The 24,068-nt window shown below is 43.1% G+C and carries 23 protein-coding genes; 16 read left to right on the plus strand and 7 right to left on the minus strand.

The features are described from left to right. Positions 1–29: 29 nt before the first annotated feature. A complete protein-coding gene (locus MJ595_RS20150; RefSeq protein WP_263079889.1) occupies positions 30–2,117 on the minus strand; it encodes a hypothetical protein in 2,088 nt (695 codons plus the stop codon). 496 nt (positions 2,118–2,613) lie between these two features. Then, positions 2,614–3,951, minus strand: a complete 1,338-nt coding sequence (locus tag MJ595_RS20155) for an ATP-binding protein (RefSeq protein WP_263079890.1) — start codon at positions 3,949–3,951, stop codon at positions 2,614–2,616. A gap of 77 nt (positions 3,952–4,028) precedes the next feature. Here MJ595_RS20155 and MJ595_RS20160 point away from each other — a divergent pair, with 77 nt between their 5' ends. From MJ595_RS20160 to MJ595_RS20170, 3 genes are read left to right on the plus strand one after another with little or no spacing between them, the layout of a single operon-like run. Then, positions 4,029–4,307: a toxin-antitoxin system HicB family antitoxin gene (locus MJ595_RS20160; protein ID WP_263079891.1), complete on the plus strand. Its 279-nt coding sequence runs from the start codon at positions 4,029–4,031 to the stop codon at positions 4,305–4,307. Positions 4,308–4,328: 21 nt separating this feature from the next. Further along, the gene (locus tag MJ595_RS20165; protein WP_263079892.1) at positions 4,329–4,565 is read left to right on the plus strand and encodes a hypothetical protein; all 237 of its coding nucleotides are present in this window, start codon (positions 4,329–4,331) and stop codon (positions 4,563–4,565) included. 40 nt (positions 4,566–4,605) lie between these two features. After that, positions 4,606–5,214 carry a hypothetical protein gene (locus MJ595_RS20170; RefSeq protein WP_263079893.1) on the plus strand — a complete coding sequence of 203 codons (609 nt, stop codon included), beginning with the start codon at positions 4,606–4,608 and terminating at the stop codon, positions 5,212–5,214. Positions 5,215–6,975: 1,761 nt separating this feature from the next. Here the strand turns inward: MJ595_RS20170 and MJ595_RS20175 are convergent. Next, positions 6,976–7,191, minus strand: coding sequence for a helix-turn-helix transcriptional regulator (locus MJ595_RS20175; RefSeq protein ID WP_263079894.1), 216 nt, complete (start codon positions 7,189–7,191; stop codon positions 6,976–6,978). A gap of 146 nt (positions 7,192–7,337) precedes the next feature. On the opposite strand from MJ595_RS20175, the gene MJ595_RS20180 reads away from it, so the two are divergent. Then, on the plus strand, positions 7,338–7,652 hold the full coding sequence (locus tag MJ595_RS20180) for a hypothetical protein (protein WP_263079895.1): 315 nt from the start codon (positions 7,338–7,340) through the stop codon (positions 7,650–7,652). 95 nt (positions 7,653–7,747) lie between these two features. Then, positions 7,748–8,173: a hypothetical protein gene (locus MJ595_RS20185; RefSeq protein ID WP_263079896.1), complete on the plus strand. Its 426-nt coding sequence runs from the start codon at positions 7,748–7,750 to the stop codon at positions 8,171–8,173. A gap of 20 nt (positions 8,174–8,193) precedes the next feature. Here MJ595_RS20185 and MJ595_RS20190 read toward each other — a convergent pair whose 3' ends face one another. Next, on the minus strand, positions 8,194–9,669 hold the full coding sequence (locus MJ595_RS20190; RefSeq protein WP_263078810.1) for a hypothetical protein: 1,476 nt from the start codon (positions 9,667–9,669) through the stop codon (positions 8,194–8,196). 154 nt (positions 9,670–9,823) lie between these two features. Here MJ595_RS20190 and MJ595_RS20195 point away from each other — a divergent pair, with 154 nt between their 5' ends. After that, positions 9,824–10,498 carry a site-specific integrase gene (locus MJ595_RS20195; protein ID WP_263079897.1) on the plus strand — a complete coding sequence of 225 codons (675 nt, stop codon included), beginning with the start codon at positions 9,824–9,826 and terminating at the stop codon, positions 10,496–10,498. A 177-nt stretch (positions 10,499–10,675) separates the two neighbouring features. Beyond that, the gene (locus tag MJ595_RS20200) at positions 10,676–11,923 is read left to right on the plus strand and encodes a transposase (RefSeq protein ID WP_263079898.1); all 1,248 of its coding nucleotides are present in this window, start codon (positions 10,676–10,678) and stop codon (positions 11,921–11,923) included. A 102-nt stretch (positions 11,924–12,025) separates the two neighbouring features. Here the strand turns inward: MJ595_RS20200 and MJ595_RS20205 are convergent, their stop codons facing one another. Next, entirely contained in the window at positions 12,026–13,360 is a 1,335-nt protein-coding gene (locus MJ595_RS20205; RefSeq protein ID WP_263078000.1) for a transposase, read from the minus strand. A 381-nt stretch (positions 13,361–13,741) separates the two neighbouring features. Here MJ595_RS20205 and MJ595_RS20210 point away from each other — a divergent pair, with 381 nt between their 5' ends. Then, positions 13,742–14,725 carry a hypothetical protein gene (locus tag MJ595_RS20210; protein ID WP_263079899.1) on the plus strand — a complete coding sequence of 328 codons (984 nt, stop codon included), beginning with the start codon at positions 13,742–13,744 and terminating at the stop codon, positions 14,723–14,725. A gap of 7 nt (positions 14,726–14,732) precedes the next feature. Here MJ595_RS20210 and MJ595_RS20215 read toward each other — a convergent pair whose 3' ends face one another. After that, the gene (locus MJ595_RS20215; RefSeq protein ID WP_263078486.1) at positions 14,733–16,406 is read right to left on the minus strand and encodes a transposase; all 1,674 of its coding nucleotides are present in this window, start codon (positions 16,404–16,406) and stop codon (positions 14,733–14,735) included. Between MJ595_RS20215 and MJ595_RS20220 the strand changes: the two genes are divergently transcribed. From MJ595_RS20220 to MJ595_RS20250, 7 genes are all read left to right on the plus strand, one after another. Then, positions 16,380–16,730 carry a hypothetical protein gene (locus tag MJ595_RS20220; protein WP_263079900.1) on the plus strand — a complete coding sequence of 117 codons (351 nt, stop codon included), beginning with the start codon at positions 16,380–16,382 and terminating at the stop codon, positions 16,728–16,730. The genes MJ595_RS20215 and MJ595_RS20220 overlap by 27 nt on opposite strands. A 15-nt stretch (positions 16,731–16,745) precedes the next feature. Further along, positions 16,746–17,573 (plus strand): hypothetical protein, encoded by an 828-nt coding sequence (locus MJ595_RS20225; protein WP_263079901.1) that lies wholly within the window; start codon positions 16,746–16,748, stop codon positions 17,571–17,573. After that, positions 17,573–18,616, plus strand: a complete 1,044-nt coding sequence (locus tag MJ595_RS20230) for a type I-F CRISPR-associated protein Cas7f/Csy3 (protein WP_263079902.1) — start codon at positions 17,573–17,575, stop codon at positions 18,614–18,616. Before MJ595_RS20225 ends, MJ595_RS20230 begins: the two co-directional genes overlap by 1 nt. A 1-nt stretch (position 18,617) precedes the next feature. Beyond that, positions 18,618–19,133 carry a type I-F CRISPR-associated endoribonuclease Cas6/Csy4 gene (locus MJ595_RS20235; RefSeq protein WP_263079903.1) on the plus strand — a complete coding sequence of 172 codons (516 nt, stop codon included), beginning with the start codon at positions 18,618–18,620 and terminating at the stop codon, positions 19,131–19,133. A gap of 111 nt (positions 19,134–19,244) precedes the next feature. After that, on the plus strand, positions 19,245–20,612 hold the full coding sequence (locus tag MJ595_RS20240) for a transposase (RefSeq protein WP_263078002.1): 1,368 nt from the start codon (positions 19,245–19,247) through the stop codon (positions 20,610–20,612). Positions 20,613–20,666: 54 nt separating this feature from the next. Then, positions 20,667–21,212 (plus strand): hypothetical protein, encoded by a 546-nt coding sequence (locus tag MJ595_RS20245; RefSeq protein ID WP_263079904.1) that lies wholly within the window; start codon positions 20,667–20,669, stop codon positions 21,210–21,212. A gap of 72 nt (positions 21,213–21,284) precedes the next feature. Continuing rightward, positions 21,285–22,544 (plus strand): TniB family NTP-binding protein, encoded by a 1,260-nt coding sequence (locus MJ595_RS20250; protein ID WP_263079905.1) that lies wholly within the window; start codon positions 21,285–21,287, stop codon positions 22,542–22,544. Here MJ595_RS20250 and MJ595_RS20255 read toward each other — a convergent pair. Then, the gene (locus MJ595_RS20255) at positions 22,522–23,589 is read right to left on the minus strand and encodes an IS4 family transposase (RefSeq protein ID WP_263079463.1); all 1,068 of its coding nucleotides are present in this window, start codon (positions 23,587–23,589) and stop codon (positions 22,522–22,524) included. The genes MJ595_RS20250 and MJ595_RS20255 overlap by 23 nt on opposite strands. A 156-nt stretch (positions 23,590–23,745) precedes the next feature. Between MJ595_RS20255 and MJ595_RS20260 the strand changes: the two genes are divergently transcribed. Next, positions 23,746–24,063, plus strand: coding sequence for a hypothetical protein (locus MJ595_RS20260; RefSeq protein ID WP_263079906.1), 318 nt, complete (start codon positions 23,746–23,748; stop codon positions 24,061–24,063). The last annotated feature ends 5 nt before the right edge of the window (positions 24,064–24,068 follow it).

The following is a 24,068-nucleotide window of genomic DNA, read 5'->3' on the forward strand; positions in this document are numbered from 1 at the left end:
CTACCCCTGAGATGTCGCCGCATTTTCTATCAGATACATTTTTTAGCGATCGACGATGTGAACTTGATGTCTTTTACTGCCAGGTCTGAATGCCTGAGCAACCAGCTGACTACGGCAAAGTCTTTGCTTTGGTTTTGCCGACGCTTGCTCGTTGCAGCCTGGCACCACAATGCCATCCTGCCCATGCGTTCACCCCACTGATGCCTTGATGATTCTAAAACCTCATCAAACAGCCGGTTTAAGTTCTTTTTGTTGAGGGGGCGGAGAGGGTTCACCTTATCCGGATGCTCAAACCAGCTATCACCCAGGGCACCTTTTGGCCAGTTACCGGAACGCTTTTGGGCAACCTCTATCTCTGCACTGGAAGGCGGGTTTTCCAGAAGGTTCTCGTAAAGTGTGCTCAGGTCTGCAGACTGCGGATTCCAGCTTTCCAGCCCAAGCAGCTCCATAACCTGAACAAACTCATGGTCTATGGCGACCTTACTCGTTAAATTCAGGGCAACAAAAAAAGGCAGCTGCTGACGGATCAGGTCAACAGAAACCTCTTCAACATTTCTAAGGTTTGCCTTGGCCTGTGCCGTATACGGAATTAAATCAAAGCGCTCCCCGGGTGGGCTGACCATAACATCAACAACCCCAACAGCCTCCTTAAGGACAAAGGCAATCAGCCTGAATGCCTGCGAATCACGTACCAGAAGCATAACGCCCTGAGCTCCACTTCCATCCACACCGGATACATAGGTCTCAACAATATCCTTATCGGCTATCGGTGCAGGTGCACCCGGGGTAATGCCTTTTTTCCGGGCGTTGCGAATCAGCTGGTCCACTGGCTTTTGAATAGCAGGCGATAGCCAGTTACGTATCCGAATCAAACGGGACAGGGTTTTGGGTGTCATCACATCAGGCCGGGTAGCAAGCACTTCTGCTATTGCTGTGGCATTGTCTTCATTATCATCCAGCACCATCAGTGCGAGCGTATCAACCGCTTTATCACCTGTTTCCATCAACAACGCTGTCAGCATCTGAAACGCTTCAGCCGGAATAAAGCCTATACACTCTTTTAATAGGGACAACGCCACAAACTCATCCGGTACTTCATTGATCATTGCAAGAAAGTGTTGTTGTAATGCTTGTGGGGTCGATTCCTCAGGTGAAGCCGTACCAGCGTGCGCCATATGCCATTTCTGGATGAAAGCCAGAAAATCCTGCGACATAAACTGCTTGAATTCCACCAGGGCTGCACATAACAATTTAACCGCTATAGGTTGCAGTTCGCCGCTTTCATAAGCTCCCTGAATATTTTCTTCTGTCTCCTGCCATAAACTTTTTGCGCCTGTATCCCCCTGTCGAACGAGCATAAACAGATTATTGCAGGAAAAGTGAAGTAATTCGCCCACTGCATTAACAGCATCAGGCTGACTTTCATCGAAGCCATAAATACAGATATGGTGAAGGAACTGGGCAAAATGGAAAGGGTTGGTGAGTATCAACCAGTTCTCAGGAGGACCCGAGTGGTGACGGAGCGAATTCAAACTCCGGGCCGTCTCCTCTATCAGCTGTATGACCCAGTCATACCCGTCGTCATTTTTGGGCGACAGACGATTATCAAGCAATGTTTCAGGGTCAAGGCCGTATAATGGTCCAACGGGATGAACTTGCTCATCTTCTCTTTTATAAATCTTAAGGTACTGGCTTTTTATACTTTGCAGGAATTGAATAACCTCCTCTGCATACTTGAGCTTTCGCCTCTTGCCACTATTAAGCTCGCGATCGAGGAATTGCCAGCAGGCCAGAATATCAGGAACGATAGTTTTTGCCTGAGTATCAGAACAAATTAACTTGCGTGGAAACAGATCCAGCATGATTTCTCTGGCATCCTGTTCATCAAGGTCTTTCAGGTCTTCCCCTATATAATGGAGAGACAATTCCATAAACAATTCAAACCATTCACCTGTCGCTTTTTTGTTCGCCTTCGACAGTTTTTCGTATTCAGGCGATGCTAGATACTGTGGAACGATTACTTTCAGCCACCCCTCCAGCAGTGCTTGCCCGGCATCCGGGTCGTCAATCATACTGATACGGCCTAGCTTGAATGGCGTAATACTCATGGCAATCATTCCGCTTAAAAAGATCAGACACTGGATACTTCTTTTTATGATGGACTAGGCTCTGTTGACATAAGAATTCAAACTCAGCAAAAGCCAGAGCCACTGTGGCTAGGCGCGGTTACGCAGGAATACTCATGTCTTTCAAGTGACCGCAACGACGTCCACAGTGGCTCTGGCTTTTGCCCTTCGGGTGACAAGGAAAGCGGCTTTCTGACTGCGTTGAGCTTGATTTGACGTAGATGGCTACGCCTTCACAAGCTCGCCTTGCAGAAAACCGCTTTTCTTGTCACTGAGATTGTATTCTTATGTCAACAGAGCCTAAGTTCTATTTAAAGAAGCATCTCTTCCATTAAAATAGTGGGCATTCTATACCAGCTTGGTTAGGTCCAGTAAGCTGGTCACATAAATAAGTGATACTGGACTCTCGCTCTGATCACCTGTGACGAGGATGGCAAAATTTTGATTACTTAAGAACACATTCCACCACTTGAAGCCCGGCAGCAACTTAACGGACAACACTATTGAAGTCCTCCAGGTCTTTCAGGCAGAAACCCTTAAACTCGATGTCATAGTTTTTTAGTTGCTTACGCACTTTTTCTGCTTTCTCTTGCAGGCGGGATAGACGGATATTGGCAGCGTTCCGCTTCACTTCTGCGATCAGGGCAGTTTTTTCTAGTTCATTGATAGCAACAATATCAATCTCATTCTGGTTACCTCTCTCCCAGTAGCTGCCCACGATATTATACAGGCCACTGGCTGCAACCCGCTCACGATGCATTTGCTCCAGCCACTGCCCACTCCATGTCGGGTAATCCCGCTGAATAGCCTGATGAATAAAGGTATAGTTACCAATTTCAACAGCACTGCGGTGACGATAAATAAAACGGAACCAGAAAGCTAAAAACGCATCAATCATTCGATACTTCACCAACCGGGTGCCGGGTTTTGAGAGTACTGGCCGGTGTCGTTCAATAATCTCAAACTCTTTTTCTAGTCGATCCAGTTGCGGCCCCACTGAAATTTCCAGTAAGGACTCAATAGCGGGACGACTCGTGTGACCTGCTGCTATGGCAGAGAGTATTGAAAAATAAGTGCCATGCTCAGGACCAAACTCCTCTGCCAAGCGGTAATGGCCTTCTTCAATCAATAAACTGTGTTCACTGATCAACGTTTGCCAGATGTCATCATGAGCACCGGTGTTAACCAGCCATTCCAGGTATTTCGGAACGCCCCCACTCAGCATGTACCATTGCAGTAACATTTCTGCACTGAATCGCTTTTGATCACAAAGCAGCTCAGCAATATATTGAGCCTTCAGGGGTTGCAAATTAATACGGTTATCAGCCCGACCAAACAGGGGTTCTTTACTGTTCTGGAACAGATTAGTCATCAGGCTATACAGGGAGCCACAACAAATCAGATGCATGTGGCTTTTGTCTTTATACTGATCCCAAAGATGCTGCTGCTCTGAAAAAAAAGCGGGGTTTACCCGCTGAATATCCTGAAATTCATCCAGGATCAGAGTTAAGGGGTTGGTGCAGCTGTATTGGAGGAGAATCTCCATGACCTCTCTAAGTGAAGATGGCGTACCAAAAATAGGAATAGACAGCTGGGCGCGCACCTGGCCAACAAACTCCTCACAAAGCAAACGCTCTTGCTTTCTTGAAACAAACAGGTAAATAGAAGAGTGGCTGCTATCTGGAGAAAATGCATGGTTCAACAAGGCGGTCTTTCCGACGCGCCTCCGGCCAATGACAACCGTCATCAGTGCACGACTATTTGCAGCCTGAGCACTCCAGTTTTGCAAATGCTTAAGTTCTGTTGTGCGGTTATAAAATTTCATCTAAAAAGTTACTGTAACATTTATTACAGTAACTTTAGCACATTAAAGTGATTTGTCGACTCAGAAAGGTTCAAAAAATGGTTAATGAGTGTGATCATTACACCTATCGTGTGACTTGGTCTGAAGAGGATCAGGAATATGCTGGCTTATGTACAGAGTTCCCTAGCCTGAGCTGGCTGGATGAAATCCCTGGCAATGCCTTGGCCGGAGTTCGTAAACTGGTAAAAAATGCTGTTGCAGATATGGCGGCAAGCAACGGAGAGCACCCTGACCCGATATCAACAAGGAATTTCAGCGGTAAACTGGTGGTTCGCACCACCAGAAGTTCGTCGGATGCTGGCGCTTCAGGCAGTTGAGTCGGGAGTTAGTTTAAACCGGTGCATTTCCAGCAAGCTCAACTAAAGTTACTTTTGGAGGTCATCAAAATGGAGAAAAATCTAAGCAAAGAAAAAGACTTGGGGTGTGAAAGTTTGATGAACACCGTTTCAGAAAGTGTGTGGCTAGAGCTTGCAGCCCGAGCAAATCCGGATTTGCCTTTATCCTTTATAAAGGATTTGTTCGAAGCAGAAAAAGAGAGGCAGGAAGGCTTGTTAACGGAGTATCAATTTGGCTAAAAAAGACAGAACTATTGTTCGAGAAGCAATAAAAAAAATATTGGAACTAAAGAGAGACTCTCAATTCTCTGACCAGCAGTTGAGAGAGCTTCGTGGTCATTTTGTTACTGAAAAACCAAAAATAACTCTGGAAGACCTACTCGAAAACAGTCCAGAAGGCTCTTTTGGTAGCCCCTGTGTGCCTGGTGATGATGCACTCTGTCAAGATGAAGCAGTTGATAACGTGAACTCAATGGAAGCCATTGCCGCTTTTCTGGCTGATGCCATAAAAACCCGCAGCTGGAACCAAGTGAAAGAAGCGCTGAAAGTGACTGAATTAGCTCTGAATAGGGTACATACAGGCGACTGCTCTAAGGCTGGTTATGAACACAACAACGCCCCTGCAGCTGATGATGTGTTGAAAAGTTGGGATAGTTTTTTCAAAAATGAAGAAACTGTATCAGATGACTTTATGGCAGACAGAACAAAGAGACAAATAGGCATGATTCAGAAAGTCAGTCCAGCCAGGCGAATCACACTTTCGGAAAGCCAGTGTATTGAACTTGGCATCAAGCCAGGGGATCATGTAGAAACTTTCATTCAGGACAACAGGCTGCAGATTGTAAAGAAACAGAAAGATGTGACTAATAAAACTAAACGACAGCGATAACTTTCTTCGAAGCAGCGCCTGAAATTTCCCATTTAAGACACTCAGATGGAATAAAACAGTCCCTTCCTAATTGAAGAAATCTGATTACTTGACCAACTACATCCATTGATAGCAGTACAGGATAAAAATTCAAGATAAGAGCATTATCTTGAATTTCCTGGGCTTTGAAAAATACCTTAAATCTGATTGCCAGCGTATATTTTTGGCTAATGCCCGATAAGTTGCTACTAGAAATGCGCAAAGGAAAAAGGCCACACAACAGCAAGTGGAATAACCCGTTTCCTTTATTCTTAAGAGATAAGAACGCATGCCCTTCGTTAAATGAAGGTATTTATTGTTATCCTTCTTAGCCACGATTAAGGTAGATACTCATCATCCAAGTTCCGATGAGTTTACTGGTGCTTTCTTAACCGTCTTTAAGACAGATATAGTTGCAGGATAGATTAATGCAGTCAAAATGGCTTTCTTAACCGCCCTTGAGGCAGATAACGTACTCTTGGTTGGAGGAATTTATGTGTATACATTTTTAGTTGCCTACATGGCAGATAACTGCGATAAAATCACTCCATGTCATGATAATAGTGTGGTTCAGCTAATTATCAATGAATGAAGTGGTTCCTATAATTAAAACAGCATTCCCCTGAGTTATAAACGTGCTCATCCCGCAAAAAAAGCCGTATAAAGATTAAAAAATATTTATGCCCTTGACCACCTATGAGGCAGATTGCTAGCGGGCAGTCGTACTTGCTCTTTTGTGGCGTTTCTTAGCCGCCCATGAAGCAGATAAAAACACGAACTGACTTTTACAATTCGCTATTTTCTTCTTAACCACCAAGGGGCAGATAACAAAGATAAAATTGCACTAGTCAGGCATGTGCTCTTCTTAACCACCTATACGGCGGATACACTCAAATACATCTGAACTAGTTCTTAGCCACCTACGAGGCAGATAACTGAAAACAAATTGCATATCGATTAAATCTTGTCTTCTTAGCCGCCTAAGAGGCAGATAACTATTATCCCAGATTGGATTAGAAACCCCTACTCTTCTTAGCCACCTACGAGGCAGATAACATAGCTTCCGTTAAAAATATCTGTGACTCAACCTTCTTAGCCACCTATGAGGCAGATAACTGGCTTTTTGTCACAAATTATGAGCAAGCATCTTCTTAGCCGCCCATGAAGCAGATAAAAACACGAACTGACTTTTACAATTCGCTATTTTCTTCTTAACCACCTAAGGGGCAGATAACAAAGATAAAATTGCACTAGTCAGGCATGTGTTCTTCTTAACCACCTATACGGCGGATAAACTCAAATATTCTCAGCCACCTACGAGGCAGATAACTTTTTATAAAATCCTGGTTAGTTATCGCAAAGCTTCTTAGCCACCTAGGAGGCAGACAACCTTCTCGGTTTCTTCATCGGCTTCTCGCTGGACTTCTTAGCCACCTAGGAGGCAGATAACGTCTGTACGGTGATGATTTTATCGATGGTAACTTCTTAGCCGCCTACGAGGCAGATAACATAAAAAAATAAAGCAGGCCCGTATCATAATACTTCTTAGCCGCCTACAAGGCAGATAACAGTCTTCCAAACAAGCCTCGCCCATGATAATAGTAGTGCTCAGGCAACTTTCAACAAAATACCAATAATTTTTTTCTGAACGCCCCTTGCTAAAGAAGCCTGACATCAATGGTCTGGAAAGGGCATTTATATAAGTTTAAAAAAAAGGGGGTAAATAAAATATTGCTTGCAGGCCTAAATTTCCCAATCGAAAAAATCCCTGATCTTTACTCCCAGAGCTTTTGCCAGTTTAGTCATACTAATAAGAGTGATGTTCTTTTCACCTCGCTCGATATCTCCAATATAGGTTCTGTTTAAACCTGCCCGATGTGCCAGCTCTTCCTGAGTCATTAGCTGCTCTTGCCTTAGTTCACGAAGTCTTACCCCGAACTCTTTCCTTGGGTTAGTCAAGGTGGCGTCCTTATAACGTCTAAATAGTAGGATGTCACCAACGCTGCAAGATTCTATCTACCGTCTATAATTGGAGTTTTGTAACTTAATTTATTGCTTCTCATACAGAAGATCGCTGTCGCTTGCTGTAGGGGAGAGTTAGTATCATGCGTGAAAAAACAACCAAAGCATTCCGTGATGCAGCCATTGCAAAAGTGTTAGATGGTGAAGCCAATATCGAAAGCGTCGCAGAAGAACTTGATATAAAGGTGTCAAGATTAAAAGGCTGGCTAGCAACAGCCATCGCAAAGAGAGGGAATAATCTTAATGAATACCATCAATACACCTCATGTGGGATATCCATAAAAGAACTGCAAAAAGAAAATAAAGCACTATGGGATGAGCGTGAAAAACTGTATGAAGTTATTCACGTTGGTAGTGAATTATTGCGCCTCTACACGGTGCTACTTACAGCCAAGTAGCTATAAAAAAACTCTTCTTGGCTTTTTAAAAAAACCAAGGCTGTTATTATGAAATCCTACGTCTACAAGCCCCTTGCTTTCCCCCGAAATTCCCCATGAATGAAAAACACCCCCCTGTTCCACTTGAACGCCTGAATGATGATGTATTGGCCATACTCAACAATGAAGAGAGGAAGCTGTATAACAAAGATCCGTTAATACCTGCAAAAAATGATTCTGAGGCCGTAGACTGCTGGCTTTCTGAATATCAAGGTTCACCCAATACGCATAAAGCTTACAAAAAAGAAGTCGAAAGGCTAATTTTATGGGCACTACTCATGAAACAAAAAGGCCTGTCAGCTCTTGATCGGACGGATGCTCTGGAATATGAAATATTTCTGGAGAATCCAACTCCTGAAAGCCAATGGACTGGCCCTAGGAAACCACGGTCTCACCCGGACTGGAAGCCTTTTTCAGGCCCTCTGGGGCATGCGGCCTGCAAGCATGCTCTAGCTGCAATAAAAAGTCTTTTTAACGGGTGAAAGTCTCATATTGACCACAACTAAACACTGCCACCTTTCTCTGGGAATGGTATGACATTGCTTGTAGCAGCCTTGGTGACTTTCCCGCAATAAGTTGCAGCAAATAACTTCCAGCCATTTTCAAACCAGTGGCTCTGAACTAATGACCGAAGCGTCAATACGCCCTGACCACCCGGATTTCGCCAGCGCATACCTGAGCACTTCATCCGCTGGGTAACCAAGGTTTTACAGGCTGCCTCTACCACACCAGAGCCGATCGGAAGGTTATTCGACAAGTGTTCAGCATAGCGCATACGCTGGCGATTTTTTCTGAAATACTCCAGCTCGGTCTTTAATTTTGAGCGGCGCGGATGCTTTTTATGCTGATAAGCCAGGGCTTTAATAATGCGCTCAACCCCATCGAGTTCCTCTTTTAGGACGTGTCGGTAAGTGACAAACTTTTCTTTGGACTTGATGCTGTTTTCTCCATAAGCCTGGTCAAATGCTTTCTTCAGGTGATCGGCTGCGTGGTAGTAATCAATAACCTCAACACCCGCTGGTAGTTCCCGGGAAAGGTATGACCAGTTGTCCTTGGCGCCATCAGCGACTTTGACCAGTGACAGCTGTGGCTTTTGTCGCAACGCTTCTTGCAATAGTGCTGACAAAGACTGCTTGAGTGTGAGTTTTTTAGTTTCTGGCATTCGTCCTATGCGGACTGTTGATAAACGCTCCCCCTGTTGATCGTAAAACGACAAAGTTCCGCAACTGGCCTCCTTGCAACCTGTTGGCCCTTGAGTCCGTTTGCCTTCAGAAGCGCTCCTGGCTCGCTTTTCTACTCGTTTGCCATCTTTCATGGGCAGCATAACGCCATCCAGGGAGGCGGCTACTGTGACCGCATTGGTGGGCACGTTAAGTTTCTCAATAAGCATCTCTTCAAAAGGCTCACGGTGCTGTTCCCACTGAGTATTAAATTGCCTGGGGAAACGAGCAAGACTGCTTTCTGAGGGAGACATACCTCCCATGAGATCAAGGAGGCTTTTTGCTTCACCGGGAGACATTTGAGCAACAACCCAGGCAGCTTGCTTTGCAGCCCGAGGCGTCCAGAAGCCTTCCACGATCCCGGCTTTCAACTCCATGGGCACGATACACGGCTCTTTGCCGTTACGGTAAAGTGTTCGCATAACCCGGACTGAACCAACCGCTGTCTGGTAGGTTTTATAACTGCGCAACACCTGCTTATAAGTGATCCCGCTGACCTCAATAGCTGGGGTATCAATATCAAGCTCAGCCAGCGCCTCTGCTAAAAAATCTTGCTGAGCTTGATTAAAGAGAGCATTAACGGTCTGCTCAAACTCTTCAAAGTGCCTGATAGGATTGCCAGACTCTCGCAGAGCCTGCAATTGGTGGCCTAACCGTTGAATCGCATCACAAGAAATGGTGGCGGCTTCAGTCCGTAGCTGACATACTTCCATGGGGCGGCCTCTCACTGGCAAGGTGTTGTGTGCTATCAACATCATACCTGTGATTGGCTGCCTTCTGTTTAAGCATTGAAAAAATAGCTGCCTACTACTTTCCCCGGTTGGCAAGCTGAAGAAGCTCGGTCAATTTGAGACTTTCACCCTTTTTAACTATCTGTGCGCAATGAATTACCTGACAGCCAATCCATTTTCCATGGCTAGAAAAAAAATATCGTCTCCGGAAGAAAGAGGTGGTATTGAACATTACCTGAATGAAGAACTATGGCAAATTATCCTCGAATACACTGATCAACTTCCTCAAGAATCAAGACGAGAAGCTGCTGAATATAACCGGCTGCGCTACATTATGCGCCTCTTTTATTTTACCGGGGGGAGAATTACAGAGCTTGCCAGCGCCTGTATGGGGGATTTCTATATGAGAGACAATAACTGGTGGCTTAAAATAAAGGGGAAGTGTAACCGCATTGAAAGAATACCTGCCCACAAGGAGATGATAGAAGCATTACAGGTTTATCGGTCGAGTCATGGGTTCACTGACCTTCCTGCGAGAAATGAGAAAACCCCTTTGATAATGGCGTTATTTCAGCAGCGTAGAGTGGGTGTAAATATGATTTACCGCATTATCAAAAAACATTTTCAGGATATTGCAGCTGTTATAAAAACAAAACATCCGAACTATGCCTACACACTACAGAGTGCAACACCTCACTGGATCAGGCATACAGCCATATCACATCTGACAAACAAAAATGTAAAGCCCCAGCATGTGCAAAAATTTGCACGACACAGTAATGCTAATAGCACGGCAAAGTATCAGCATTTTGAGGAGGTATGCTGGCATAAAGCAACACAAATATTGGGTTCATAAAAAAACGACAGAAAAAATTTGACGGACGACCGGTCATTTTCTATTTTTCATAGGGTTACATCCTTATGTATTTTAATGATACAAAAAATGAACTCGACTTTAGAGTTACCAAAGAACAATAGTACGATTTTCATCTGAAATCGGTTAATAGCAACCATCTCCAAACAAAATACAAAGATGGTTGCTATGCTCACTTCAGATCATAAAGAGATCCTCCGGGAGCTTGCCTTATATACAACGTTTCTTGCTTCAGCGCTATCCCCAACAGCAGTACCTACGTTCTGCGAACTTCTTTTTGGCTGCATGCTATCCGGGCAAGGCTTTGTCACTCAGGCGCTGTTATCTATTAATAACTTTCAATGCGTATGGAGCAGTTACCACCATTGGCTCTCTCAAGGCAAGTGGCGGTGGAGGAGCCTCGCATGCCGGCTCATTCAGCTGGTATGCTCAAAAGTACCACGGGGTGAACTTATCAACATTGGTCTTGATGATTGGGTGGTGGAGCGTTTTTCTGACAAGGCTCCCGCTTGCCGAACCCATCACCAGCACAGTAAAAAAAGGAACCGGCCAACGTATATCTGGGGACAATGCTGGGTATCCCTGGCTGTTGTATTTGAGCGGGCTAAAGATGAAGTATTTACTGCCATCCCTGTGCTTTCCTTTCCATCTCCTGCTTCAGGCAATGCCAGTAAGCTAAAAATCGCTGTTGCCATGCTAAAAGTAGTGAGGCAAGAGGTGAAGGTGCAAGGACTGCGCTTGCTGACAGACTGTTGGTATATGAACTGGACGCTAATGCAACCCGTTCTGGAAATGGGCTATGAAGTAGTAGGGCAAATCCCGTTAAACCGGGCATTGTATGCCTTACCGTTGGAGTCCACTGCAAAAAAACGTGGGCGACCCAAAAAGTATGGCATCAAAATGACGCCCCCGGAAGTGGAGAAGCTACCGGAATATCAAACAACCGTAAGAATATACGGCAGATTTCGAAAGATACGTTATCGCACCCGGGTATGTCGGGCTCGCTTCCTGAAAGGCCGCAAGGTTCGGGTTGTCTGGGGTCGGTTTGAAAATGATAAAGGACTGACAGAAAGCCGTATATTCATTGCAACCAATACTGGACTTGAAGGTATAGACATCCTTCGTATTTATGCGAAAAGATGGCCGGTTGAACCCATGTTTCAGCAAATTAAACATTCATTTGGTTGCCGCCAGTTATGGCAGCAAAAGCTGAGAACTCTGTTGCGGTGGATGCATCTGAAGATGGCTGGATACGCATTATTGCAACTGTTGACCGTCTGTAAAAATCAAGCAAGCGTGGGCATTTCAAGGATTCCTTGGCGGGATCAGGATACAACCACCGCTGGCATGCTAAGATTTGCCAGCAATTCCCGCAAACCAGATTCCGGCTGGCACATTTTCAGTTAATTAAAAATGATTTTATCGCGGATGAACAGAGCCAGACTGCTGCTATATCGGCAGTCGGTTTTAATGACAGGTAACACAGGTCACAGGGCTAACATCAACGCTCTATGTCGTATCGACAGTCAGCAACTTCAAGCTCACACTTCGCCCTTCAATGATAGCTGTAAATACGTCTGTCCAGTTATCAATGCAGAACCAGTCAAACAGCCCTCGTATGGCATGCCAGAATGCCTTTTTAGACTTTTTTATCTTGAGCGCTTCCTGGAAGAGCTTGCAAGACAGTTGTTCTATCTGGTTGATGAGGAAGGCCGTAAAAGTCAGGCATGCCAGATTGCTGGCCAGATGCTGCTTTCCGTGCCCGTAATTGTGTTCGAGATGGTAGCCCTGTGTTTTCAGTGTATTGAACGTTTCGTTTTCAATTTTCCATTTAGCGCGTGCTCCTCGCATGAATTTATTCACGTTCTCGGCTGAAAGCTCAATGTCCGTGACCCAGGTGTTGACGTACTTCTTGTTGCCCTCTGGATCAATTTCTATATATTCGAGAAAGTTAACCAGCACATCCGGGTGTGACTTGTTAATGGGGGCACCATTCACAAACCGGAACCAGTGCGTAAACCCTTTATCATCGGTATATTCATAGCGCACCACTTTGTCTGCACAATCCAGCTCATCGACGGCCTGGTATAACGACTCATGGGTTGAATCCTTTGCCACCATAATGAAGCTATAGCCAAAGGACTTTACCAACTTGATGGTCGGTCCATCTGAGTACAGGTCATCAAAAGTCAGAACCAGTGGCAGGTGCGGATGCTCTCTGGATAAATTCGCCAATAGCCGCTTGAGCGCTACCTTCTCACAATCATTCTTTGACGCATCAACTTGTTTGATGATGGGTTCAGGCATTAAAGGTAATACTTCTTTCTTGCCCGGCTTTACCAGACAGCAGGCCAGTAACTGATGGTAGTATTGCGGATTTTTGCTGCCTGGCTTTTTTACACAACACTCAGGACAACTAATCTTCCCTGAGCAAAAGTGCCCCGTACCATCGATAGGCGCAAGATACCCTTCCTCAAAATAAGTGAACTGCTTAAGCCGCCCAGATCGTTGCACAAAGGCAAACAGGCGGGTAAAGAACTTCCTTAAATAGCGTGTTTCGATAGGGTCAATCAGATCCCTCAGATAGGTATCACTGGGGACACAGCTGACATTGTACATCGACTTTAAGTTCTTGAGCCTATCTGGGTTATTGACACAATCCTGATCAAAAGCCAGTAATGAAGGGTATTTCAGGTGCATGACTGCCAGGCCACTCATGACCGCATCATGAAGGACAATTTTGTCATGTTGGCTTTTCTTGCGAAAGTCTGGAATTTGACCCGCTTCATCAGAGACTATTTTGAGCAGTTTTTCAGCAATGGTTCTTGGTTTCGTTAGCGGCACAACATGAGCATCGTTATTATTATTGTGGTGAAATTCTACCGGATAGTCTGCGATTTTAGCAAGAGGCTACCAAGCTACAGCCCTTGTTATTAAGGGCTTTAATCAAGTCTGCGGGAATTGCTGAAGATTTGCACTCGCAGGAATTATCCCCAGATTACCTATTCGTGAGGGCTGGAACCGATATAGCCAAAAATATGAGTTCAATTTTAATAGTTTGACTGACGGAATAGTCAAAGAAAAGAAAAAAGCGGCATAAATAGCGGCGACAACGCAATAATCAAGAATAATACCGAATCTGAAAAAACGTTTGGATGTATTTTTGCACACAATTTTTAAAATATAACCAAACGTTCATGTCATACTAACTCTAAAGTTAAGAAAATGAACACTTGCAATAATATTGAACCCCTGTTAGATAAAACCGGAAGTACATTGCATGAACCTATTGTTATTGATGGAATGGAAAAAGCAGTCTGTACGTCTCTGGTCAATAGAGCTGCTGGAGAGAAAGACATTCTTTCAGAACAAAAAGCTAGAGAGGTATTATTAGATGATGACTTTATTGATAAGATCATAAGTACAATTGAAGGAAGTATTAGCCTTAACAATAAATTGCCGCAGAGTGTTAGGAAAGGAAGAGTTTATATAAAGCATCAGGCAATTGATGATATTTATGTTTACTCCAATAGTATCAGAAACTGCATACTTTACGGCTGGGCTTATAACTCAGCATTACTGAGATTAAAAATACTTTTATACGCTTATTATATGATAAATAATCGTATAACATGTCTGGCTGAATCTATTATAGAAGATGTTGGATTAGCAGAAATTTTTAAAACGTTGATAACACCTCAGCGTTATCAAAAAATAAGGAATGCACTGCTAGAAGATAAAAAGAAACATCCAATATTACCTGAAAACATTAATGACCCTCAGGTTATTATACCTTCATCAAATGGAGAGTATATCGCATTGTCTGTTGGAGCAAGCACATCAATCCATTCGGAAACAAACAGACGGTTAAGAAAACAAGACAGAAGCTTATCTTGGTCACTTCCCATTGGTAATGGAGCTAATACGGGAACATTTGGCAACCTAATTGCTGAAAATAAGGGGCATTTAAAAGTTTTTAACTGTTTTCCGAAGGCAAGATATAGTCTAACGGATATCTACTATATGCAGTTAGTACGACATGGACATCTATTTGAAATGAAAGGTATAGTTACTAAAAAAACGCTCACAAATATAAAAGAATACAAAATGAATGGAAGTGGACAAGTAGCCAATATGCTGAATATTGTTGACAAGGCTGTTTTTGTAAAAAATGTAAAATCTTTGGTATATAAATTACTGAAAAATTAGTAAGTTCTCAATAACTGCTGGTTAACCCACACGAAAAGTCGCTGGATGCTTGTTCTATCAGGTCGGGCAACCAGGGAAAACTGCCACTGCCCATGATTCGATCTTTCAGATAATGCCAAAACGATAAACCGTACAACCGGCAAGTTTTTTTCAGGCTGGCAAACGTATCCCGGCACTTTCTTCCCGCTTTGCTTTTTGTGCCGCCGCTGATTTTTCGTCGTTTCACGTATTCCCGTATTTGGCTTTCGCTCAGGTTGTTATGGAGCGGAAGGCTTGGAGCATCGAGTACCTGTAGCAATTCCTTCTCTATAACGACCAGCCCTGACAGTGCGTCCTGTAAATCAGGAAAGTCTACCTGGGTATTAGTCAGGGCCTTGAAATCGCGACGTATGTTTTGAGCTTTACTTTTATCGGGGCTGGCCTTGAAGACTTTTAAATCGTTGTAGATAGCCCAGAACCATGTACGACACCAGTACTGTGCACTGGCTTGCTGCTCATTGACCGGGTGGACTTTAGCCAATCCCCGCTCCGCATGAACCCAGCATTGAGCATGGTTGAATACGTTGAACTGCTGAGCACCATCACTGAATGTGGTCAGGTGTCCCATACCATGAGCCATTAAGCTGCTGTAAATAAGCGCTTCTGCTGCTTGCTTGCGCCGGGTCTTTCCCGTTAGCCCATGGTCGTTAAGGGCTGCTTCCCAGGCTTCCCGGTTTAAAAACGTAACGCCCATGTATTGCCTGATGATGCTTAGCCACTTCTCCGGGTAATCAAATTTTTCCAGATAGTCCAAGGCGTCCTGCGTGACGGAATAAGTCTTCCAGGGGCGATGCAAGAGGCTCAGGAAGTTTTCCCTACTCTTACTGCCTGTGCTCTCAAACCAGGCAAATAGCTCATTGTTGATAATGGTACAGTAGCCATTTTGTCCTTTATGCCTAGCTCCGGTGTCATCGGTCTGGATGTAGCGGGAGCATTTGAACCCTGTTGCCAGCAAAGCGTCTTTTTCTTCATGAAAGTCAGTATGACCTTCAGTGAGTAGCCGATGAAGTTCTCCCGCGGACATTGAGATTCCTATATCCCACAACCAGTCCAACAGCTGCGGCTGAGTCACCGAGCAACCGTGATGCTGGTACAACAAATAGGACTGGAGTTGTGGTCCATAGTGATGTCCATGCAGGCTTTCGGGAGGTTTTGCTGTGATGGTTTGTCCGTCGGGCGTCTGCCATTGCTCCAAATGATACTCGACCGTGAACGCCTGAATAGTCAGCTCTTGTACAGAAAAAGAGCTAAATCCGTTTGGTGTCGAACCAGACGGGACATCAGATACTTCTACGGTGATGATTTTTTCTGTTGCTGGCTTATCAGGCTGTTGGCGATTTTTTCGTGTTCGTTCGCCAGGCTTCTCAACCTTACGTTTCCCTGAATTATCAGGCGGTTCGTTGTCATCACCGGGACCATTATCACCCTTTTTACCATCATCTTTTGGTTTTGTATTGGGTCTGATATCAGGCTTTGGCGGCAGTTTTTTAAGACGACGAATCTGCGCTTGCAGTGCCTCAACAAGCGCTTGAAGCTTCGCTATCTGCTCTTGCTGCTGAGTAATCTGCCCTTGCTGCTGAGCAACAAGATTCAGTAATCTCGCAGGTGAGTACACTTGCTCTTGATTGATTGGGGGTTGCATGAGGGAAGGATAGATGTATATCAGAATTTTGCAGCTATCCAGCAGTTATTGAGAACTTACAAAAATTACATATCACTTAAGCATGCATACATACGTGCAAATAAAAAAGAAAAATTCAAGAGAATTAAGAGTTTGAATTTCATAGGCAAAGAATTTGTTTTTATGAGTTTTGATATATTTGAACAAAGTGTTGATGTTTTTACTGAGCAAGTATTTGCTTTTCTTATGCAGAATCAGTGTTTAGAAGAGGGAGGTATCAATAATGATGTTGAAGAAATTATTAAATCGGGGATAAAAACCGCCATTCTTGAACTACATAAATGATAATGTGAGTTTGTTATGTATCTTTTTTTAAAAGACCTTGTATTACATGAGGCATCTGCCCATCAACACTGGCTAGGAATTGGACTGCCTTCACCTACAGCTATAGTAGGCTTAGCTGAAAATATTTCATTTTTTATTTCGAAAAAATTAGGAGTAAATATTAAGCTAACCATTGCACCGATCATATACAAATGTGACTTGTGCAATTATAGGTCTCCATTTCGATCCTATATGCCAAAAGATCCCCATATGAAAAAAATACGAATAACTGTAAATCCACAATCTTATATTGAGCTTGACCTTGTTATTAAAATAGAGGGTTGTAGTACGGATGAATTTAAAGCGATTAGTACTAGCCAGATAGTACTCGGTTTTCTTAATAGATTAAGGCTCGCAAAGTCGCCTATAGTTCCAAAAGAAGAGTGTCAAATAATTCCTGATATTGCATACAGCGAAAATGAACTATATCAATTGATATTCAACAGGCCTTGTCATGGTTTTTTTATTAAAGAATGTACAGAGGTTTTAAATAATTATAAAGATGAAAAGAATGATACGCTTGATGCTTTAATAGCTGCACTTGATAACTTTAAACAATCTGAAGATTTTGAAAATAATCAATTCATCCCTGTATCTCTTGGATATCACCTGCTTGAGAAACCTCGCTACAGAAAGGGGGCAAGGGAGTTATTGAATCATGCTTATGCTGAGCCGTTATTTGGATTGGTTCAATGTAAGTATCTTTTTGATATGAGCATTACACAACTTGATTCTGTTTTCTGGAGTTATGTCTGGCAAACAGAAAATTACATTTGTACAACCCAACATGAAAGGTTGAGATAATGGCTACAATTAGCAAAAACTGTAGTATTTCATACAAAAGAAGTATAGAGCCAACAAAGGGTTTCTTTTATGCCGAGACAGATAAAGACATTGAACCCATTGTGATCACAAGACAAAAAATGGTTGGCCCTTTCAGCGATCAGAAATCAGCTTCAGGGGAAGGAGCAAAAAATCTCAATGCCTTGAATATATTTATGACAGACGCAGCAATCACTCCTGCGGATACTAAAAATATCAAGATAAAAACCTGCATTTCATTTTTACCAAACTGGAAAGAGCCAGTCCGCTGCAATGAAGTGTCAGCAATAGAATCTCTTGCTGAGTTTATGTATAAATATGAATCAAAAACACGGCTTAAGAAACAAACAGACAGTTATATAGGGAATTTAGCATCACTGATTTGGACATGGCGTAATCATCAAACATTCACTCATCAAAGAAAATCAACAATAACATTTGCAGACAAAAATTTCTGCTTTAATGTTCCAGATGGATATAAATATGCCACAATGGAAGAGCTTATTGAATACAACAGTAATGAAAAGGATGTTGCTGAGCTGAGTGAAATAATATTTGACTGTTTTTCAGGTAAGGCATTTGGTCATTTCAAGTTAACCGCTGATTTAACTGCCCCCCCGGGCGCTGAGGTATACCCATCACAATTATTTCCATTATCTACTCCACAAACAAAGATTGACAGGGTTTCAAAAGAACTGGCATTTGTACCACTTGACAAGGGCAGGCGGCAAGCGGTGTTTAACAGTACAAAAATAAGTCATGCAATTCATACTATTGATACATGGTATTCCAATAGCGACGATGTAAAACCTATCAATGTAAACCCATTGGGATATGTACAGTCTAGCGGAGTATGCCATAGAGGGTGGTCATCTAGAAAGGATATTTACCACATTATTCTTGATATTGAAAACTTGTTGTTAAAGCTTGAGAAAAATGAAATAACCCCTGATATGGACTACCTGGCTGCACATCTCATAAAAGGTGGTTTGTTTGCCGGTGAAAAGGCACAAAAGGAAAAATAAAATGGCTGAACGTTTCTATATGGACTACCAATTACCCGGTGTCGAGCTTATAAACACTAGTACGATCAGTAGTATCATTACAATACTACATGGATATCAAGCAAGAAATGAACTTTCATTAGGTCTATCATTCCCTGAGTTTTCTGATTTTAGTCTGGGAAATATATTGAGAATAATTTCTACGAGTAAGCACGACCTTATGAAATTTAATTCACATTCAATTATACAGCTCCTCCAAAAAAACAACAATATATCCCCAGGATCTATCATTACAGAGCATAAGAAAGAAAAACAATATAGATTCATTCGAGACCGGCGGCTAGATAGAAGAACTGCATCCAGATGGGTCAGAAAAAAAAGCTTAACTGAACATGAAGCTCTCGATAAAGTCAATTACACAAAAAGAAAATTTCCAATTAAAGATACCTTACATGGAATATGGCTGCGTAGCAAAAAGGGGCAACTATTTAAAATATACATCCGCAAGGAATTGGCAAATGAGCAGCTATTCCCGTGACATCAATTAAATCACTGCAACAGCAAGGCTTACAGTAAATTCCAAATGGAGTGATTTCGCACAAAATAACGTCTACTTTTGATAGGGATACTTTATCAATGGCTGTCTCTCATGGCTTATCCATTCCAAAAAAGTCGTAAGCATCTTTGTGCAAACAGTTTAATTACTACGATTTCTGAAAGTTATGAGCAAATTCCAGATGTCCGACCAAACAAGGATTCCAGAAAAATAACAATACATGATGCCTCCATGTCCGCTTTTGCCATGATGCATCTCAAGTACCCATCGCTCCTCTCGTTTGAGCGTGATAAAACAGAGCAAGAAGTAAGGCATAACCTTGAGCACCTGTATCAGATAAAAAAACGTGCTCCCTGTGATACCAGTATGCGGGAAATCCTGGATCCAATAGATCCCGTAGAGTTCAAAAAGCCTTTTAAGACATTGCTGTCTAACGTCCAAAGGGGCGGATTACTGAAGGCATTCGAATTTCACTGCGGGAACTTGAAAAATCACTACTTGCTCCCGATCGATGGAACTGGGCTATTTTACTCCTGCAATAATAAAAAACCTTGTCAGGAGTGCTGTACTAAAAATAAGGGAAAGGCCAACGAAGCTCACTACCACCAGTTAATGGCAGCATGCATTGCTCACCCGGATCAAAAAACAGTCTTGCCATTGGCACCGGAAGCCATAGTTTGCCAGGACGGTTCGACCAAAAATGACTGTGAAAAAAATGCCATTAAACGGTTGTTTGCCACCATACGAGAGCATCACCCACGTCTAAAGTTCGTTATTCTTCTGGACAGTCTTTATGCTGACAACCCCACTGTCCAACTGATTAAGAGTTATGGCTGGCATTACATCATTGTCGCGAAAGATGGCAACCATGCCTCGCTGGTTGAAGCGATGGATGAGCTGGATAAAGAAGGAAAAGTTCACCGTGCTGAAAAAGTTAATGAAGAGACTGGAATTAAGTGGTGGTTTCGCTATGCCAATGACGTCAGGCTGAACAAGGCAAAATATGCAGAACAGGTTAATGTGCTTGATTTTGTCGAAACCGATAAAAAAGGTAAACAGCATATCTGGTGCTGGGTGACTGATATTCCGCTTAACGAAGAAACCATAGAACCCGTCATGAAAGGAGGGCGCTGCCGATGGCATATTGAGAACCAGACGTTTAACACCCTGAAAAATCAAGGCTACGATCTCGAACATAACTACGGTCACGGTGAGAAGCACTTAGCCACAAATCTGGCCTATCTGACGATGCTTGCTTTTCTCGTAGATCAAATACAGGAACTGTGCTGTCCCCAGTTTCAGGAAGCTTTAAGAACCCGCTCAAAAGGAGTCCGTATAGCATTATGGAAATGGATACAGGGCTATTTTTTGCATTGGCTGATAAAAACGTGGGAGGGGCTTTTTTACACAGTAACTCATGGTATTGAAGAGAAAAGGGTGATTCCATTCGATACATCATAACCGGCCATATCGTAGCTACGTTCAGGGGTGACATTTTTTCTTTAAAGCTCCGCTTTGTTAATTGGCGGCTCAGTTTTGATCGGCTTCATTATTTTTGCTGCCTTATTGTCAATACCAACGATCATCGACGTTCATCATGCGGGAATAGCTGTAAAAACGGAGAAGTTCGAAACTGTAAATTTAAAATACAGGCAAAACCAAAAAAATAAAATAGCTGAAGAAATTGACACAATCCATAAAGAACTTTCTCAAAGAGTTCCCAAGGGAGGACATAAAGCAAAGACCTGGAAAGATATGAAAATGCACAGGGATGAGCAGAAAAACAATGACCTTAAAATGGTTACAAAAGCATATTATGAAGATGAAACTTCACACCCTGTGTCTTCCTTTCACGATAGCTCATCAATACCTAATAGCCCTATTACAGAGGATTATGAACAAGCAAAAGACAACTGCTCCCAAGATCACTTATCTCTGTCTTCCCAGATTAATATTGAGGAACCAGACACAAGTGATACAACAACGTCCGACTTGCCGATTCTCTCTTATCGGGAACGTTTAAAAAATGCCCGAAAAAATGCTCGTTCAGATAAAAACTAGAGGCAGGAGTGGAGAGGGGTAACCCTCTCCTTAATGCTAATCCAATTAATCATCAACACCATTGAGTTGGATATGAAAAAAGAAGATATCTGGATAGAGTACGCAAATTACAAGCCTCAGTCCCTGAGCCGTTATCAGGGTAATAAATTCATAGAAGCTTTGCCTCTCAAATTAGGTATAGAAGACTTTATCGCAACATCTATAAGAGACCCTGAATATAAGGATTCTGAACGTTTTCTCCCTAATAGTGAACGATGTCAGGCTCCGTTTGCCCTAAAAGACTGGTTTATGCCAACAAATAACCATGTCCAGCTGTATGACAATATCGACTTGTTAATTCGCAACGGTTATGTAGAAAGACAAAAAAGAAGCCGGAGCTACCCTCTTCCACCGGCGGCAGCTGCACTTATTGGAGTGGCAGGAACAGGCAAGAGTTATGGCAATATGCACGTACTCAACTGTTACCCCGATATTATTATTCACGATACCGAAAAATACCCACAGCTACCCCGCTATCAACTCCCCAAGCTGGTCATCACAGCCCCAGAAGATGGCGATACCAAGCGTATACCAGAACTCGTTTATAAAGCACTGAGTGCGCTATTAAGCGAACACCTGAATATCCGTATCAATAAAAATGACGATATGAAGTTCTGGATGAAACAGTTTTCAGTTGGCATGTTGGTTGTAGAAGAAATCCAATTTTTATTACAGCTAGGTGTCAACAACTATGACCCCGTTATCAACGCGTTAGTCAGTTTATGTAATGAGCTATGCGTCCCTCTGGTATTTATTGGCACCATGGACATCCGTAAAATTTTTGAAGGAAGCCTTGCACAAAGCCGTCGAGTTCAATGCACAAATATGCCTTACTGGTTACCTTTCCACAGAGTAGCTACACATACTGAACAAAATCCTTCTAGCCAGAGCCTACATCCTAATTTTATTGAGTTTATGGAAGAAATGTGGCCATACCAGTGGACTCAGGATAAGACAGAGCTGACCGCGGATATTCTAGAAGCTTTTTATGAAGCAACAGCTGGCATACCTGATTTTATGGTCAAGCTATTTCAGCTCACACAGATACAGTTGATGAATGATAAGGAGCAGGAAAAACGTAGCGATGAACGAATGACTCCACAGTATATAGAAGATGTAGCCAACAAGTATTTCGATATTGCCATGCCTAAAATCAGGGCCATCAGAAATCGAACGCCGGAGGATCTGGATAAATATCCTGATATGGATTTCACGGGCCTGCCAGAAATTCAGCAGCTGGCTAAGGACTTGATGATTGCACCAGAAGAACCTATGTACGGGACAAAACTTTAAGTAAAATCTGAAAATCAATCTGATCACTTTTTGAACATCCATTCTTCAAAACTCTTCGGAGCATATCCAACCCCAGTCGGAACAGGCTTTTGGCTGGTCGCCAGTGCTTATTGAGAGGCAGCCCTTCCGCTTCCCCGTATTTCCAATGCCCTGCTATCAGACACCAGGCAAATGCCAGTGCAAGAACCCCCATCAGCTTATCCATACGGTCAAGCTCAGTCATATGAGTCGATTCAAGGTCAAATCCCCTGCTTTTAAGGCAGCCAAACAGAGTCTCAATAGACCAGCGCTTATAATAGTCTTCGATCATAGTTTCAGGTTTCTTCGTTGCCACTACAATCAAAAGACCTTTTATCGTGCGTCTGGCAGCGATATATAAACAGACACCAGATACTTTACGCTTGGTGAACCAAGTTTCTGTCTGATTGAGTTTTACATTCCTGAATAGTTGTTTGGCATTAATGTCTTTACCACAGCTACCAAGAACAGGAGTGTCTTCCTTTATTCGAAGCCGACAGATAATGCCTTGCTCATCCAGCCACTTAAACCAATCACGGCCAACAAACTCCCGGTCGGCGAGCAGTTCATCAATCTTGTCTGCCGGGATCAACGCCAGCACTCTCTTCATGATGGCTATGCGCTCGGCGGTATTAGAGTTGCCGCCTGACTTATCCAGACATACCCAGGCGATAGGAATGGCAGCACCCTGCCAGGCAATTGAAACCACCAGATAGTTGACGTGATGAGAGCCAAATTTCCAGTTAGTTCTATCCATGCAGAGTGTGTAGGTGGTGAGACTCAGCCAATGTAAAATCAACCGTCCGAGCTGCTCATAGCAATATGTGTAGCCTGAAAAAAATCGTTTTATGCGCCGATAGCTGGAGTCTTCCAGCGCTTTGCTCTGGAACTCTTCTGCCACACGGCAAAGGTTGCAGGAGCGTGCCCTTATGAGAGCAAGTATGAACTGGGCAAGAAATATAATCCGGGCTTGATGCCAGGGGAGATGAGCTTTAAGCTCTTGGGCTAATGAGCTGACGTCTTCCATGTACGACTACGGTAACTGTACGGAGGTTAGAGACCATACAGGTTACTCTACATGGGCGTCAGCTCATACCCCTTGGTTTTTCTAGCTTTCCTGATTTTTGTCCCGTACACAGCAGAAGAACATAACCAGGCCAGCGTTAAAACCATTAGAAAGCGCATGTCTAGATCGAAGCAAATCAAAATGAATTTAATTGGCCTGAATGTACAAGAAGAAAAAGCCCGCTTATATGCTGAGAAAGTTGTATTGCTGCACCCGGGTCTTCATATAAAAGAGCAGACCAGAATAGCCCTGAATATGGATGCCGGTGAATATAAACAGAATAAACAAAAAACAGAACTCAAGCGCATCGATATTTCGCTATTAAATGAAGATATTAACCTACTTCGTCAAATGCATAAGAACCGCACGGATACTAATACCTGTCATCAACAACTGATGGCAGCCGGCATTATTACTGATCTTAGAGAGCTTTAATGCGC

It is taken from the genome of Endozoicomonas sp. Mp262, from assembly GCF_025643335.1.
GTDB lineage: Bacteria > Pseudomonadota > Gammaproteobacteria > Pseudomonadales > Endozoicomonadaceae > Endonucleibacter.